This window comes from Streptomyces sp. A 4/2, assembly GCF_940670765.1.
Taxonomy (GTDB): Bacteria; Actinomycetota; Actinomycetes; order Streptomycetales; family Streptomycetaceae; genus Streptomyces.
Genome location: NZ_CALNVW010000017.1, coordinates 126,461 through 142,098 on the forward strand (window position 1 = coordinate 126,461; position 15,638 = coordinate 142,098).

Genomic DNA, 15,638 nt, shown 5'->3' on the forward strand with positions numbered 1-15,638 from the left:
CCGTCAAAGCTCAGCCGCCCGGACCGGCAACGACTTCAGACCGTTGATGAAGTTCGACACCAAGCGGCTCGGCGGGCCCGCGAGTTGGAGTGGACCCGGCGGAAGAATGCGGCACGCCTCCTCGTACAGAACCCGTAGTTCCAAGCGGGCGAAGTGCGCGCCCAGGCAGACATGGGGGCCGTCTCCGAACGAGATGTGTGGGTTCGGGGACCGGGAAAGGTCCAGGGCGAACGGGTCGCGGAAGACGCGTTCGTCGTGGTTGGCCGAGGCGTGGAAGACCACCACCTTGTCGCCACTGCGGACACGCGTGCCCGCCAGGTCCGTGTCCTGCGTCGCGGTGCGGCGGATGGTGAGGACCGGTGGGTGGCGGCGGAGGAGTTCGTCGATGGCGGTGGGGAGTTGGACCTCGCCGTTGCGCAGGCGGCTGTACGCCTCAGGGTGTTGGGCCAGGAGGTGCAGGCCGCCGGGGGCCGCGCTGCGTACCGTGTCGTTGCCTGCGACCACCAGGATGAAGAAGAACATCTCCAGCTCTGGAGCGGTGAGTTCGGGGTCCGTGGCCAGGGCTGTCATCACGTCGTCGCCGGGATGGCGGCGCTTGTGGGCCGCCAGTTCGTGTACGTAGTCGAACATGTCGCGGAGGGCCGCCGGGGAGCGTGGGTTGACCGGCTTGCCGTCCGGGCCCAGTACCGGTGTGCCGGCCTCGTCCGGGTCCTGGTAGCCGATGACGCGTTGGGTCCAGTGGAGGAGGAGGCGCCGGTCGGTGTCCGGTACGCCCAGCAGGTCGGTGAGGTTGAGCAGGGCGTAGTCGTCGGTGACCTGGGTGACGAGGTCGCAGGTGCCGTCGGTGGCCTGTGCCTCGGCGAGCGCCCGGGTGAGGAGGGAGCGGGCGCGTTCGCGGACGGCTGTCTCGAAGCGGTCGACGCGCTTCGGGGTGAAGGCGCGGCTGACGAGGGTGCGCAGGCGCCGGTGGTGCGGTGGGTCCTGGTTGAGCACCATGCGGCGGATGAACGGCAGATCCTCGGGGTCCGGGTCGCGGATCTGGGTGGCGCCCAGGTGCGAGGAGTACGTCGAGAAGTCCTTCAGGACCCGGACGGCGTCCTCGTGCCGGGTGACCGCCCAGAAGCCGGGGCCCGCCGGCCAGCCGAGTACCTCCGGCTCCTCCTGCCAGGCGACGGGGTGGTGGTCGCGCAGGTGGCGGTAGCGGTCGTGGGGGATGCCGCGGGCGTACTGCCTCGGGTCGAACACGTCCGGTACGGGAACGTCGTTCATGCCTTCGCCCCGTCGTCCTCAGCGTCGGCGTCGTCCTCGTCCTCGGCATCGGCTCGTAGGAAGTCCTCCACCGTACGGATCAGGTCGAGCGGAGCCTCGTCCATCGCGTAGTGGCCGCACGAAGGCAGCTCGACCAGTTCGGCGCGCGGGAACCAGCGCATCCAGGTGGCGCGCTGCAACTCCGCCGACAGGGCCGGGTCCAGCGCGCCCGCGACGGCGAGGGCGGGCACGGGTGAACCTTCGATCTGGTCGTGGAAGTCCTCGCCCGCCCAGGAATCCAGCCAGGTCCGGAACGCCTTCGCGTCGCTCCGGTCGACCGAGCGGCGCACCATCCGGTCCAGCCAGCCCGCCGGGCGCCGGCCTCCGGTGGTGGTGTCGAGGATCGTGCGGCGGTTCTGCGGGGTGTGCGCCGCCGCGGCGAAGAGTTCCCACTGGTCGGGCGGGAGGGGCAGGCCTGACGCGGGGACGGGTGAGACCCCGACGATCCGCCGTATCCGGTGCGGTGCGGCGGCCACGGTTCGCTGCGCGACGGAGCCGCCCATCGAGTGGCCGATCAGCGAGAACCGGTCCCAGCCGAGGTGGTCGGCCAGCGCGATCACGTCGGCGGCCCCTTCGGCCGTGGTGAAGGTGCCCTCCGCGTCCCTGGCCTCCCCGTAACCCCGTAGGTCCACCAGTGCGTACTGGAACGAGCCGAGGTCGAGATCCGCCAGCACCGGGTCGTACGCGGACCGGTCGGCGAGCCAGCCGTGGACCGCGATCACCTTGTGCGGGCCGTTGCCGTGCAGCGCGTGGGGCAGGGTCAGTGAGGTCACGTCGGCTCCTGTCGCCGTACGGATCGGGCGGGTCTGTCACCGGCCCGGCCCCGCCCACGGTGGCGGCAACCCGGGGCCCGCGCAAGTGCGCGTGGGGGAACCTCCGGCGTCACGTCACCCATCCCAGATACGGGCCGAACTCCGACGCCAGCGTCAGCCGCCCCAGCTTCTGGTACTCCCGCTGGATCGCGTGGATCAGCGTCGCCATGGTCACCGGCTCGTCCGTGTCCGCCGCCAAGTACGCGGCTGTCACCGCGATCGAGCGGATATTGCCGCCCGCCAGCTCGAAATTGTCCGCGCAGAACGCAAGGTCCAGGTCCGTACCGCGCGGGAGTACCGGGCCCAGGCAGCGCTCCCAGAGGGTGAGGCGTTGCTCCGGGTCCGGGACCGGGAAGTCGATGACGAGGTCGAGGCGGCGGGTGAAGGCGTCGTCCAGGTTGGCGCGGAGGTTGGTGGCGAGGATGGCCAGGCCGTCGAAGGACTCCATGCGCTGGAGGAGGTACGCGCTCTCGACGTTCGCGTAGCGGTCGTGGGCGTCCTTCACGTCCGAGCGTTTGCCGAAGATCGCGTCCGCCTCGTCGAAGAGCAGGACCCCGTTCACGCCTGCCGCTTCGGAGAAGATACGTTCCAGGTTCTTCTCGGTCTCGCCCACGTATTTGTCGATCACCGTGGCCAGGTCCACCGTGTAGAGGTCCAGGCCGAGGTCTGCGGCGATCACCTCCGCCGACATCGTCTTGCCGGTGCCGGAGTCGCCTGCGAAGAGCGCCGATACACCGCGGCCCCGGCCGCCTCCCGGCCGCATGCCCCACTCCCCCAGGACCCGGTCGCGGTGGCGGGCGCGGGCGGTGAGTTCACGGAGTTGGCTGTGGGTGTCCGGGGGCAGGACCAGATCGTTCCAGGTGACCGTCGGTTCGATACGGCGGGCCAGCCGGTCCAGGCCTGCCGCGTTCTGGGCGCGGGCCCCGTGGCGTACGTGGTCGGGCGTCAGGGGTCCGCCGTCCAGTTGGGCCGTCTGGGCGGCCCCGCGCGCGGCCCCGATGAGCTGTTCCGGAGTGAGCAGGAAAGGGGCGAGCAGCCGGTCCACGTCGATGGCGTCCGGCACCGGGGTCTCGGCACGGCGGGCGTAGGCGTCGGTCCACAGGGCCGCGCGCGCCGTCGGCTCCACCCGGGGAGCGTGCAGGAGCAGGGGCGGGGTCACCGACCACGACGCGTCCCAGGGGGCCCGGCCCACCAGGATCGTCGGGACCGGGGTGTCGGTGAGCAGCCGGAGGAGGTGCGGGTGTTCCCGGGACACCGCGTCGAGCGGGGCGCAGATGACACCGGCGTGCGTGAGCCGCGCCTCGCGGACCAGGGTGCGTACCGCGTCGGTGGGGGACGGATCCTCCGCGAGCCGGGACAGGTCCAGGCCCAGGACCTCGCGGCCCGCGAGGGTGAGCGCGGACGCCGCCAGTGCTGTGCCCGCGCCTCCCTGGTCCTCCTGGAGATAGGCGAGTGGGACGCCTCGGTCGAGGACCCGGGCGAGTGGCGCCGGATCGCCGACCCCGGCCACCGCATGCCAGTCGGCCAGCAGTCCGGCCAGCCGGGGGTCCGGGGTGTCGTCGCCCAGGAGGTGGGCGGTGACCCGGTCGGGGACGCGCAGGGAACGGCCCAGGTAGGGGCGGTCCAGCTCCTCGGACAGCAGCAACCGGCCTGCGCGCAGCGAGGCTTGGGCGCCCAGGCGGGCACGGGCGGCGTGGTCGGAGGGGGCGCGACCGCAGAGGCCAAGAGCCAGGCCGATGGACGGGCGGCGACGGGTGACGTCGTCGTTGAGGTACCCGTAGAACGCTTCGAAGCGGTCGTCCAGGTCCGGTACGAGTGCGATGAGAAGGATCTCCGTGTCGAGTGCGGTGAGTCCGAACTCCCTCGTCAGGGCTGCCAGTCGGGAGCCGTCGTCGGAATCCGGCGGCTCTTCCTGGACCGGTGTGGGGTACGCGCGGGACGTGTCGTCGTCCAGTAGCCGGGTGATCGTCTCGGCGGTCAGATACAGGCCACGGAACTCGTCGTCCGGGGACGGGTCCGTGAGCTCCCTGGCCTCCACGGCGCGTCGGATGCGTTGCTCCACGAGGAGGGCTCGGGCGAGGAGATGGCGCAGGCTGGGATTGCCGGAGGCGGCGGGAACGGCCGGGCTGGCCGAGGTGGCCGGGGTGGTCATTCGGTGCTGTCCTCCTGACTTCTCGGCGTGCGGCCCGAGCGACGGTCCTCGGCACGGCGGTTCTCGGTGATACGCAAGGAGAGGCCGCTACGACGGTCCCTGCCTGTCTCCGGCGAAGGTGACACGGCCTCCCGCTCCGGACGTCCGGGCCGGCTCCCGTACACCGGTAGTCCCTGGTGCCCCGGTAACGACCGCATCCGCCGCTCCGGCGGCACCGGAAGCTCCCCGAACCGCGCCTGGAGTCCTTCGTCCCGTACCGGCGGGCCCGCACCGTACGAGGGCGAGGCCGTCACCGGCACGCTGATCACCAGGTCCAGCGAGGGTTTCAGCTCACCGCCCAGCGCGCTCCACACGTCGGCGAAGGACCGGTCCTCCGGGGGCGGCAGCGCGATCGACATCGGTACGGAGGCCCCGATCTCCGCCAGGGATCCGGCCAGCCGCTCCGGTGGCAGCGCCTCGTGCTGCAGGAGGCAGGCCAACAGCGAGGAGAGCAGCCGGTGTTCGTCCTCCGGGCGCTTGGTCCACGCGGTGATCAGGTACGACAGTTTGAAGAAGCGGGGCGGGCGGCGGCGGGCGACGATCGTGCCGCGCTCGTCGTACTCGTTGTGCAGGCCCCGCTCACGCCGCCGTACGTCCTCCCGGATGTCGTAGAGGTAGAGGTTGACCATCGGAGCGTTGACCTTGGCGGCCCACTCCCTGGTGGGGGCGTCGAAGACCACTGCGATCTGGCCCCCTTCGAGCACCTCGGCCCGGATCAGGGCCCGCAGCACGTCGTCGACCTCGTGGATCACCTGATCACTCCCGGATAGTGAGGTACGGAATGTGCAGATGTACGTGGGGGGGCGTGTGGTTACTCGCGGCCCGCGAAGTCCGGTGGTTCGGTGTTGCGTTGGACCACCAGGACCGGCTTCTTCAGCCGTTCGAGACGTGAGGCGTCCGCGCGGAGCTCCCTCGGGCCCAGCCGGTCCTTGCGCAGGACCAGGACCTGCGCCTCGAAGGTGCCGTCCCGGCCGGCCGCCACACCGCTGGTGGCCGCCGTGATCCCGACGTCCCAGGTGAGTCGTACGCTCTCGCCCGGCGGGTAGTCCTTCCCCCGGGCCACCACCACCTGGCCGGGCTTGGCGACCTGCGGGGTGACGGTGAGCGAGGGCTTCAGGACGCGCAGCCCGTCCTGGGCCCTGTTGTCGACCGAGCGCTTGTCGGGCAGGGTGCCGCTCACCTCGGCCCGGACGACGCCGGTGATCGCCGCACGGTAGGTCGCCGTCTGCGTCACCTCGATGCGGCCACCGGCCGGGACGGTGCACGGTCTGCTCGCCGTGCACCGGGTCTGCGCGATCAGTGAACGGTCCTTGGCGGCAGAGGTGTTCGGCCAGGTGGAGCCGATGACCACGCCGGTGGCCGTGTCGGGGCCCGCGTTGGTCACGGTGTAGCGCGCTGTCGCAGGGCGGGTCGTGTATGTACGGTCCGGTGAGACAGCAACCTTCACCGCCACGTCCGCGGACGGCGGTACGGGCCGCTTCTCCACCTCGAACCGGGCGGTGGCCGTACCGGTGTTACCGGCCGCGTCCGTGGCCGTGCAGGTGACCGTGGTCACGCCGACCGGGAACAGCGAACCCGACGCGGGCGTGCAACTGACGGGGAGCGCGCCGTCCTCGGCGTCCTGGGCGGTCGCGGTGTAGTTGATACGGGCGCCGTTGTCGCCGGTGGCTCTGACCGTGCGGTTGTCCACGGTCACCACGGGCGCACTGACGTCGTTCACATCGATGCTGATCTTCTGCTGGAAGTCCGGGTCGCCGACCGCTGCCGGGCCGACGCTCTGCGTTCCGGGTGCCTGCGTACCGAGCAGGAACTGGACGGTACAGGTCAGCGTGGTGCCCTGGGGGGCGTCCGCCGCGACGTCGATGGTCTCGGCGAAGTGTGCGGTGTCCCCGCTGGTGACGGAGGCGGTGGGCGGGTCGAGAGCCACGTTCAGATGCGGGTCGCAGTTGTCGAGGCGGTGTCCGACGGTCGTCGGCAAGTCACTGAAGCCGTCGGCGATGGCTTCGGCGACCTTGTCGCTGTCGATGCCCTCCAGCATTCGGCCGTTGGTGGCTTTGATGATGCGGGTGGCCTGCCCCGGGACGGTGGGCGGATCCTCGACGTAGTTGGGGTCACCGGCGTCGCCGTTACCGTCCAGGCCGTCCCCGATGGTGCTTTGGTTGACGACATCGACGCCGATCACCCGGACGCCCTTGTCCTGTAGTGCGTAGATCGTGTCGTCGATGGTGTGACCGTTGCTGGGAGAATGGCTGGACGCGTCACTCACCAGCACGACGACCGGGCTGGCGCCGTCGCGGAAGACGGTCTGGCCCCCTGCTCCGTTCGCTATCTGCCAGAGCCCGTTGATCCAGTCCTCGGACGGGCCTTTGCTCTTACCGCCCAGATCGGTCTTCAGCCCGTTGACACCGTCCTGCACCTTCGAGAGGTCGTCGGTCAGTCCTGTCAGCACCCTGAAACCCGCGTTGACGTCGCCGACCTGGTCCCCGAACGTGGCCACGGCGAAGCGCGAGTCCGGCTGACCGGCCAGGATCTTGTCGGTGATCGCAGGCAGGTCGTCCCGGACACTCTTGATCGCGTCCCCCATGCTCGCCGTGCCGTCGACGAGCAGGACCACGTCCGGCTTGGGCGGGATCGTCGGCGTCCGTACCTGCTTGTCGACGGCGATGGACCCGCCCGGATCGACCGCCTCGTGGACCGTCGCCGGGGTGACCCAGGGCTCCGGTGGTACGTCCACGGCCAGGGCCGGTGAACCGGCACCCGGGCCGAGCCCGATGGTCAGGAGCAGCAGGGCGAGCGCCGGGAAGCGGAGGGCGCCGACGGTACGCCGGATCCTGTTCCAGCCCGTGACCGGTGGGGGTTCCGCCCGCCGCACCGGGCCGAACCGTGGGACGTGCCGTAACCGCTGGATCCCTCGCACCGAAGCCTCCCCCGTACCCCGCCGAACGGTCCGGCGAGCCGACCGGCGTACCGGCAGCACACCGGCCCGTCGGTTCGCCTGTCCGCACGGTCCCGCACCGGCCGCGATCGCACAGCGCGCCGCGAACCACAGAGACGGGAAGCCTCAACTGCCCTTTGGGGCAGCGCCGGGGGCGCACGGGCACATGCCCCCGCACTCCCGGCACTCCCCAACAGCGGGACCGGGTACGTCAGATGAGCCCCTGCCGCATGACGTAGGCCACGGCGTGCGACCGGTTGCGCAGTTGCAGACGGGTCATGACCGAGTGCAGGACGTTCTTTATCGTGCGCTCGGAATAAGCCAACTTCGTGGCGATGTCCGCGGTGTCGTAGCCCTCGGCGACCAGCCGCAGCACGTCGATCTCACGGGCCGCGAGCCCGGTGAAGTGCAGTCCGCGCGGCCCCAGTACCTGCCCCTGGAGCCGGCCCACCTCCTCCAGCAGCCGCCCGAGCAGGTCGGAGGGGAGGTGTCCCTCGCCGCGCGCCACGGTCGCGATGACCTGTACCAGATGATCCGGGGTCGCCTCGGCGCGGCGGACCACTCCGGCTACGCCGCACTCTGCGGCACTGACCAGTTTCTGTTCGTCGATGTCGGTCGTGACCAGGACAGTTCGGGCGGTGCTGGTGCGCTGGATGTGACGCAGCATCCGCAACACCTCCTCGTCGATCGCATCCACGACCACGACGGCGACCTGGGGCGAGGGCTCGCCCTCGGTCCACTCGGTCAGGCTGACCTCGGGTCGTGCACGCAGCTGACTGGCCACACCGGCTTGAGAGATCGGATCCTGTGCACGTAAGGCGACGTTGGTGCGCTCCATAGCAAGGCTCCCCCTGGGCAACAGCCGGAACGCGCCACACATTGCGCTGACTTCACGGCTGCATATGTGTGTCTCATGGGTCATGAGGCGGTCAAACGATGCCCGGGTGTACTGACAAGGAAACTAGAATGTCGTAACGGGCAGCGAATCTGCCTGAAAGTATTCCTTCGCGGCCGATGTCGTGGGTCGCCTCCGCTCCTACGTTGCGGCTATGAGTCTCACGGCAAGCCTCGACGCGTCGATCGTCACCGCCACTCCCGGCGAGGAGGCGGTCGTTCCCCTGCAGGTGCTCAACTCCGGTTCCACCGTGGAGGAATACCGCTTCGAGATGGTCGGCTCGTGTGCTGCCTGGGCAGCCGTGGAACCGCAGAGCCTGTCCTTGTACCCGGGCAATTCGGGGACCGTGGAGGTGAGGTTCCGCCCGCCGCGTGACTCGTCCGTCCTTGCGGGCGAGAGCGCGTTCGGCATCCGGGTGGTGCCGACGAGCGAACCGGGCGAAGCGGTGGTGCCCGAGGGACGGGTGACCGTCCTGCCCTTCACCGATCTGACGGGCGAGCTGGTGCCGCGCGCTTCGCACGGCTCCCGACGCGGCACGCACCAGTTCGCCGTGGACAACCGGGGCAATGTTCCCGTCACCGTGCGGCTCGGTGCCCGGTCCGGTACGGAGCGCGCGCGCATCACGTTCACCGAGCCGGAGCTGCGGATCGGTCCAGGCAAGGCCGAGTTCGGCACGTTGCGGGTCAAGCCGACGAAGCGGATGTGGCGCGGGACACCCCTCACTCACCCGTTCCAGACGACGGCCACGGCCGCCGTCCTGGAGGGTCAGGAGCCGCTCGAACCGGTGGTCGTCGACGGCTCCTACCAGCAGGAGGCGATCCTCCCGCGCTGGCTGCCGCGGGCGATCGCCGTCGCGGTCGTGCTGATCCTCGCGGCGGGCGGTATCTGGTACGGGTTGCTGAGACCGGCCGTGAAGTCGGCGGCCCGGGAGGCCATCACGCCCGAGGCCGTCGCGTCTGCGGCTGCCGAGGAGAGCAAGAAGCCGGGCGCCGCTTCCGGCGGCGACAGCGCGGGTGACAGTACGGGTGGCGACACGGCGTCCAGTAGCGGCGGAAAGCAGGGGGCGAGCGCGGGATCGAACGGGACGGGCGGCCCCGGGCCGAGCCCGTCATCGGCGGCCGATGCCGCGTCGGCCGCCGCCCCGACCAGCGCACACGTGCAGGTCAGGGACGCGGTGGGAGGCGGCTCGACCACCGCGACGGCGTTGCAGGTGCCGGACACGCACACCTTCCGGCTGACCGACATCGTGGTCCAGAACCCGCAGGGCGACGCCGGAACGATCACGGTGTCGTCCGGCCAGGACTCACCGGTGCTGCGCCTCGCACTGGAGAACTTCCGGGACTCCGACTACCACTTCGTCACCCCGATCCTGGTGACCCCGGGCGGCAAGGTCACCATGACCGTGGACTGCCGCAAGGTGGGCAAGCCGGTGAACGCACCGACACCCTCACGGTGCGCCGAGTCCCTGCTCCTCGGTGGAACGATGCAGCCCAAGAGCTGACCGGCCGCGCCGGGCGCTCACGCCGATGGGGGCTCACGCCGACGGGGACTCCTCTTCTTCCTTCTCCTTCTCTTCTCCCGCGCCTTCAGCCTCCGCTCGCTGGACGAACGAGCCCTGCACATCGGCTGGTTGCTCGTCCTCGTCCTCGGATTCCGCGCGCTGCACCGCGGGGACGGAGGCGGCAGCCGGGGCTGCGGCGGCAGGAGCCGGGTCGGCGGCCGGGGCGGGCTCCGACAGCACCCGGTCCGCGTTCGCCACGGCCTCCCGCTCGTACCGGTCGGAAGGGTCGCTCACCCGGATCCCGCCGGGTGCCTCCGTGCCTTCCACCGGCCCGTTGCGCTGCTGGACCACATGGGTCAGCTCGTGCGCCAGCGTCGTACGGCCCTGCGGCGAGGACGGATCGTAGGCATCCCGCTGGAAGACCACGTTGTTGCCGACCGTGTACGCGTGTGCGCCGACGCCCTTCGCCGATTCGTGGGCCGCGGAGTCGGTGTGCACCCGTACGTCGGAGAAGTCGGCGCCCATCCGTCCCTCCAGATCGGCCCGGGTATCGGTGTCCAGCGGCGCCCCTCCGGAGGAGATGACATCGTGCACGGGGGAACGCCGGTCCGCCCCGGCCTGCTCGGCCTCGGTCTCCGGACCTTCGGCCTCCCGGTCCCTGCTGCGCTGGACCATCGCCCCGACGGCACTGTTGCCGACGGACCGCTGCAGGACGCCCATTCCGGCTGTTCCGACCACATCGGCGCGATGGGAGACGGCCGCCCGGTAGAGCCGCGAGGTGTCCGCCGGGCTCTCCTGGGCATCGACACCTCCGGCCGGGGCGGACGCCTCGTCGTACTCGTGGCGGCCGTGCTCCTGGCCCCGGTCGTGCGCCTGCCCGTGGTCGTGGTCGTGTACCGGATCGTGGTCCTGCTCGTGCGGGTGATCGTGCACGCTCATCGTCATCTCCCCTGACCGCGCCGGTCGAAGGCGCCGCCACACGTGGCCTCGATCCTCCACCTTCGCCGCAGGGACGCTGCCCCGTCCAGCACGTCCCTCACCCGCCCGGGGCAGCCGCAGCTGCCCGTTCGGGCAGCCGGTCCGTACGGTCCGGCCCCCCGGACGTCACGCCATCGGCACCCGGACGGCAGGCCGTCCGGGCCGCCTGGTCACGGCCGGCGACGCGGCTTGCCCCGCTTGCCGCCCTGGGCGCCACCGGAGCCGCTCCGCGCACCCTTGCCGGTGGACTTTCCCGCTGCGGGCTTGCCCTGCGCGCCGCCCTTGTCGGGCCGCTTGCGCTTCGGCTGGGCCGGGGCGGGGGCCGGGGCACGCCCGCGAGTGCTGTTGACGGTCCTCCCGCGGACGATGCCGATGAAGTCCTCCACCCGGTCGGTGGTCTCGTCCTCCGGCCACGACAGCGCGACGCGCGACTCCGGAGCGTCCGGAACGGGCCGGTACGTGAGGTCCTTGCGGTGGTACAGGCGGGCGAGCGACTGCGGGACGACGAGCAACCCCACTCCCGCTGCCACCAGTTCGACGGCGTCCTCCGTGGTGGCCGGGCGCTCGAACGCGGGCAGCCCCGGCCGGTTCTCCCATTCGAGGGTGTCGTCGAGGGGGTGCAGCACGATGTCGTCGGCCAGCTCCTCGGCGGTCACCTCGGCGACGGCCGCCATGACGTGATCCTTCGGGATCACGACCACGGTGGTCTCCGTGTACAGAGGGATCGCGCTGAGGTCCGTCCGGTCGATGGGCAGCCGTACGAACCCGGCGTCGGCGCCGCCGGCCCGCAACACGTCGGATGCTTCGGCGGCGGACACCGCGACGAGGGTCAGCGGGACGTCGGGCAGCCGCTCGTTCCAGATCCGCACCCACTTGGTGGGTGTCACGCCTGGGACATAGGCGAGCCGGAACGAAGGGGGTACTTCCGAGCCTGTCACCCGGCCAGGTTACCGGTCGTGATCGGAGGCGCGGTCGCGGGCGTGGTCGCAGGCGCGGTCGCAGGCGTGGTCGGAGGCGTCGCACACGCTCGTTACTCTTGACACCATGACGTCGCACCAGACCACCCAGACGATGAAGCCCGCTACCGCGGCGAAGAAGCTGGGTGTGTACCTCGAAGCCACCCCCGCCGAGTTCCAGGAGGGTGTCGTTTCGCGCAGCGAACTGAACGCGCTGCAGACCGACCCGCCCGAGTGGCTGGTGGAGCTGCGCCGCAGCGGCCCGCACCCCCGGCCGGTGGTCGCGGCGAAGCTGGGCGTCTCCATCTCGGGTCTCGCCCGGGGCGGAGTCACGGACGCCCTCACCACCGAGCAGATCGAGGCGCTGAAGTCGGACCGCCCCGAGTGGCTGGAGCGTGAGCGCGCCACTCAGGCCGAGGTCCGCAAGGAAGCCGTACGCGTCAAGGAGAAGAACGCGGAACGAGGCACTCAGTCCGGCCCGCGTTCCTGATCCCACGGGCGTTTCTGGTCCCACCCGCGTTCCCTGGTCCCGCATCCCGCTCGCGTTCCCTGGTCCCGCCCCGTTCCGGCTGCCGCCACGCTGCTCCGGAGTACGGAGCCGGACGTGACGGCCGCAGAAGCGGGCCGCCGCGTCAGCCGACGAGCTGCAGAGCGTCGGCGACAACCCGGCCCGCGTGCAGGACCGTACGGTCGGCGCTGCGGTCCATGACCGCCGACGTCACCGTCTCGCCGTCGAGGAGCAGCAGGTCCGCACGGTCACCCACGGCGAGACCGGGGCGGTCGGCGACGGATGCCAGCCGTGGCAGGTTCCCGTCGAGGATCGAGGCGCCACCGCGGCTGGCGACGGCCATGCAGTGCTCGATCAGTTCGTCGGCCCGGTAGCGGTTGGTGAAGGCGAGCTGCCAGGTGCGGTCCAGCATGTCCGCGTTGCCGTAGGGCGACCAGAAGTCTCGCTGGCCGTCCTCTCCCAGGCCGACCCGGACCCCCGCAGCCGTCAGGTCGGCCAGCGGCAGCGCGTGGTGCTGGGCAGGAGCGACCGTGGCCATCGCGATGTCCAGCTCGGCGAACTCCTCGATGAGCCGCCGCGTGGTCGCCTCGTCGACGCTCCCCAGGTCGTAGGCGTGGGACAGCGTCACCTGGCCGGCCATGTCCAGCGCGCGGACCCGTTCCAGGATGAGGTCGACGCTGAACACGCCCAGCGGGCCGGGCTCGTGGAGGTGGACGTCGATGGGTGCCTGGTGGCGCTCGGCGAGGTCGAAGAGGATGTCCAGGTGGCGTACCGGGTCCCGGTCCAGGGTGCACGGGTCGATGCCGCCGACGACGGCTGCTCCCGACGACAGGGCCTGGTCCATCAGCTCGGGCACGCCCTTCTCCTTGAGCAGCCCGGCCTGCGGGAAGGCCATGATCTCGACCTCGCACCGGTCGGCGTGCGCCTCCTTGGCCGCGAGGACGCCCTCGAAGCGCTCCAGTCCGCAGTCCGCGTCGATCTGCGCGTAACTGCGGACCCGTGTCGTGCCGCGCTCGATCATGCGTCCCAGGGTGTGGGTGGCCCGCTCGGCCACGCCCCACTCGTCCTCCCGCCAGTGGGCACGGTCGTTCATCGTCATGCCCCAGACACCGGGGCCGCCCGTGTGGGGGCGGAACGGCAGGCCGATACGGGTCGAGTCGAGGTGGCAGTGAACGTCGGAGAAGGACGGCAGGGCGAGCCGACCCCGGCCCGCCACGCTGTCGGCGGGCGCCTGCCGGTCCGCGGCGTGGGCGGTGAGCGCGGCTATCACACCGTCCCGGATCTCGATGTCGCAGGGCTCTCCGCCCCAGGGACGTACGTTCGTGATCAGCATGGGTTTTCTCCAGATTTCGCATCGTTCGTATCCCGCGCGAGGGGACGCAGTCGCATCCCGACGGCGGTCAGTCGGCCGGGAGCACCTCTGCGAGGGTCTCCAGGGAAGGTTCGCGCCCTCTCTCGATGTGTACGTAGGAGAGGGCGGAGGCCAGGTCGGGCTTGCCCGCGTGGATGGCGGCGCAGATCTCCTGGTGCTCGGCGCACTGGACGCGCGGATCCCGCCCTCCGGTGAGGGTGAACAGCCACTGCACCAGGCCGAGCGACGGCTGAAGGGCCGTCTGCAGCAGACGGTTCCCGGTCATCGCGACGATCTCCGCGTGCAGTGCGGTGTTGGCCTCGGGGATCTCGCGCAGGTCGCCCCGCCCGGTGGCGGCCTCGGCGATGGCCATGAGCTCACGCAGCCGTCCGCCCCGCTGTCCGGCGGCGCACTGTTCCGCGGCCTTGCGGGCCGCGAAGACCTCCAGGCTGAGGCGCAGGTCGAACAGTTCGGCCACGTCGCGGAGGGACAGCCGCCGCACGGACGCACCGCGCCGCGGCGAGAGCTCGACCAGCCCCTCCGAGGTGAGGCGGGTCAAGGCCTCACGGACCGGGATGCGGGAGTACCCCAACCCCTCCGACAACTCACGCTCGCGCAGGCGTTCACCGGGCGCGTACTCGCCCGAGAGGATGCGCGCGCGGATCGTGCGCTCGGCGTGCTCCACATGGGATGCGCCGGTCCCGGGCGAATCGTTCGTCATGGCGTCTCCTCGGAGGGCGCGACCGGCAGCGAGGGCATGACCGGCGCGGCAGGGGTGCGGAGTGCGAGACGACACTAACATTTGGCATACCAAGCATGATCACAGTCATCGCACGTGACCGATATATCCGTGTACATCCATGAGTTGAGAGCGCATCTGAAGACCCGAACCGCTTCGGGTATACCAACTGGTACCGCGCCTGCACCGCGAAGTGTCCTGCTCCGCCGCTCAGGGTCCGGTCCCCCGGTGCGCACCCCGCCGCCGGGAACGTCTGGTGGGCCAGAGCAGGACGTACGCCGTCGACAGCACGACGAAGGCCAGCCGCACCAGACCCCGCGCGGAGTCGGAGGGGATGAGCAGCGTGCCGCCGTACAGAAGGGCCAGGGCTATCCAGCTCCACCAGGGCACCAGGCGCCGCTGGCCGACCGCGTCCCAGAGCACGGTGCCGAGCAGGATCGAGGCGGAGTAGTACGTGTACACGCTGGGGTCGAGCAGGATGCGGGCGTTGGCGCCGAGCAGTACCACCGCCGGCCAGCGTCCGCGCCACACGGCGAGCGTGCCCAGCCCGAGACCGATCGCGAGCTGCGCCGGGCGGTCCCACCAGGGCGTGGCCGGGTCGGACACGCCCAGCCAGCGCAGCGAGGAGGCCTGCTGGTTGGGGATGGTGAACTTCGCTGCCGCGAGGGACCCCAGATCGCCCAGGTAGAAGGGCAGCCAGGCGATCGCGACGAGCCCGGCCAGCCAGAGCAGGGCGCGTTTCCAGACGGGGCGCGGCAGTGCCAGGAGCAGCGGGAGGAAGCCGATCGCCCAGGGCTTGGAGTCGACCGCCAGGGCAAGGAAGATGCCGACGGCAGCGGGTTTGTTCCTGGCCAGTGCGTGGACCGCGAGGGTGGTGAAGAGGAGCGCGAGGACGTCGTCGAGATGTCCGAACCGGACGGAGACCTCGATCCACATGGGGATGAAGGCCAGACCGGCCACGAGGATGCGTTGCTGCAACCGGCGGTGGTTGGTTCCGGTACCGCGGTGGTCCCAGGCCGCGGTCCTGCCGACCAGGACGAGCATCACCAGGCCGAGGCCGGACATCGTCGCCTCGGCCAGCAACTCCCCCACGTGGTCGGGGAAGGGCGCGAAGAGTCCGGCCGCCAGCAGGCTGACGGGTCCGATCTGCAGCTCCGGGTGGTGCGCGTAGAGCGAGAGGCCGCCGCCCGGTCCCGCGTTGAAGAGCAACTGCTCGCCCTGGCGCAGGTAGTGCCACGAGACACCGCCGGACGGCTCCACGAGGAAGAACCAGAGGACGGTCCAGCCGATCAGCAGGGCGTGGTGCCGGCGGATCGGGAGCCGCGCCACCCGACCGGTGTCCGAGCCGTAATCGGTGGCGCTCCGTACCGCGCTCGCTTCACGCACCGACTCGTCTTCCCCTCACCGACCGCTCCTGATCCCCTGGTGGACGACGAGTAAGAGCGGCAACGGCGCTCCGGGGTT

The 15,638-nt window shown here is 70.9% G+C and carries 13 protein-coding genes; 2 read left to right on the top strand and 11 right to left on the bottom strand.

Annotation, left to right across the window (positions count from 1 at the left end):
* Positions 1-3: 3 nt before the first annotated feature.
* From NBY69_RS11450 to NBY69_RS11475, 6 genes are all read right to left on the bottom strand, one after another.
* Positions 4-1,269 (bottom strand): cytochrome P450, encoded by a 1,266-nt coding sequence (locus NBY69_RS11450; RefSeq protein ID WP_250300624.1) that lies wholly within the window; start codon positions 1,267-1,269, stop codon positions 4-6.
* Positions 1,266-2,081, bottom strand: a complete 816-nt coding sequence (locus NBY69_RS11455) for an alpha/beta fold hydrolase (protein WP_250300625.1) — start codon at positions 2,079-2,081, stop codon at positions 1,266-1,268. The genes NBY69_RS11450 and NBY69_RS11455 overlap by 4 nt, the downstream gene beginning before the upstream one ends.
* A 109-nt stretch (positions 2,082-2,190) precedes the next feature.
* Positions 2,191-4,272, bottom strand: a complete 2,082-nt coding sequence (locus NBY69_RS11460) for an ATP-binding protein (protein ID WP_250300626.1) — start codon at positions 4,270-4,272, stop codon at positions 2,191-2,193.
* Entirely contained in the window at positions 4,269-5,063 is a 795-nt protein-coding gene (locus tag NBY69_RS11465; protein ID WP_250300627.1) for a DUF4255 domain-containing protein, read from the bottom strand. Before NBY69_RS11465 ends, NBY69_RS11460 begins: the two co-directional genes overlap by 4 nt.
* A gap of 59 nt (positions 5,064-5,122) precedes the next feature.
* Positions 5,123-7,228 (bottom strand): VWA domain-containing protein, encoded by a 2,106-nt coding sequence (locus NBY69_RS11470; protein WP_308409475.1) that lies wholly within the window; start codon positions 7,226-7,228, stop codon positions 5,123-5,125.
* A 229-nt stretch (positions 7,229-7,457) separates the two neighbouring features.
* On the bottom strand, positions 7,458-8,084 hold the full coding sequence (locus NBY69_RS11475) for a response regulator transcription factor (RefSeq protein ID WP_250300628.1): 627 nt from the start codon (positions 8,082-8,084) through the stop codon (positions 7,458-7,460).
* A 211-nt stretch (positions 8,085-8,295) separates the two neighbouring features.
* Here NBY69_RS11475 and NBY69_RS11480 point away from each other — a divergent pair, with 211 nt between their 5' ends.
* Complete coding sequence (locus NBY69_RS11480; protein WP_250300629.1) at positions 8,296-9,642, top strand: hypothetical protein; 1,347 nt, start codon at positions 8,296-8,298, stop codon at positions 9,640-9,642.
* A gap of 33 nt (positions 9,643-9,675) precedes the next feature.
* Here NBY69_RS11480 and NBY69_RS11485 read toward each other — a convergent pair whose 3' ends face one another.
* Together NBY69_RS11485 and NBY69_RS11490 are read right to left on the bottom strand one after the other, a co-directional pair.
* Positions 9,676-10,587: a DUF4157 domain-containing protein gene (locus NBY69_RS11485; protein WP_250300631.1), complete on the bottom strand. Its 912-nt coding sequence runs from the start codon at positions 10,585-10,587 to the stop codon at positions 9,676-9,678.
* Between the two features lie 203 nt (positions 10,588-10,790).
* Positions 10,791-11,558, bottom strand: a complete 768-nt coding sequence (locus NBY69_RS11490; protein WP_250300633.1) for a LysR family substrate-binding domain-containing protein — start codon at positions 11,556-11,558, stop codon at positions 10,791-10,793.
* 106 nt (positions 11,559-11,664) lie between these two features.
* On the opposite strand from NBY69_RS11490, the gene NBY69_RS11495 reads away from it, so the two are divergent.
* On the top strand, positions 11,665-12,066 hold the full coding sequence (locus NBY69_RS11495; protein ID WP_250300634.1) for a DUF5997 family protein: 402 nt from the start codon (positions 11,665-11,667) through the stop codon (positions 12,064-12,066).
* Positions 12,067-12,208: 142 nt separating this feature from the next.
* Here the strand turns inward: NBY69_RS11495 and NBY69_RS11500 are convergent, their stop codons facing one another.
* From NBY69_RS11500 to NBY69_RS11510, 3 genes are all read right to left on the bottom strand, one after another.
* Positions 12,209-13,417, bottom strand: a complete 1,209-nt coding sequence (locus NBY69_RS11500) for an amidohydrolase family protein (protein ID WP_250300636.1) — start codon at positions 13,415-13,417, stop codon at positions 12,209-12,211.
* Between the two features lie 67 nt (positions 13,418-13,484).
* Positions 13,485-14,156: a GntR family transcriptional regulator gene (locus NBY69_RS11505; RefSeq protein WP_250300638.1), complete on the bottom strand. Its 672-nt coding sequence runs from the start codon at positions 14,154-14,156 to the stop codon at positions 13,485-13,487.
* 228 nt (positions 14,157-14,384) lie between these two features.
* The gene (locus tag NBY69_RS11510; RefSeq protein ID WP_250300867.1) at positions 14,385-15,503 is read right to left on the bottom strand and encodes a hypothetical protein; all 1,119 of its coding nucleotides are present in this window, start codon (positions 15,501-15,503) and stop codon (positions 14,385-14,387) included.
* Positions 15,504-15,638: the final 135 nt, after the last annotated feature.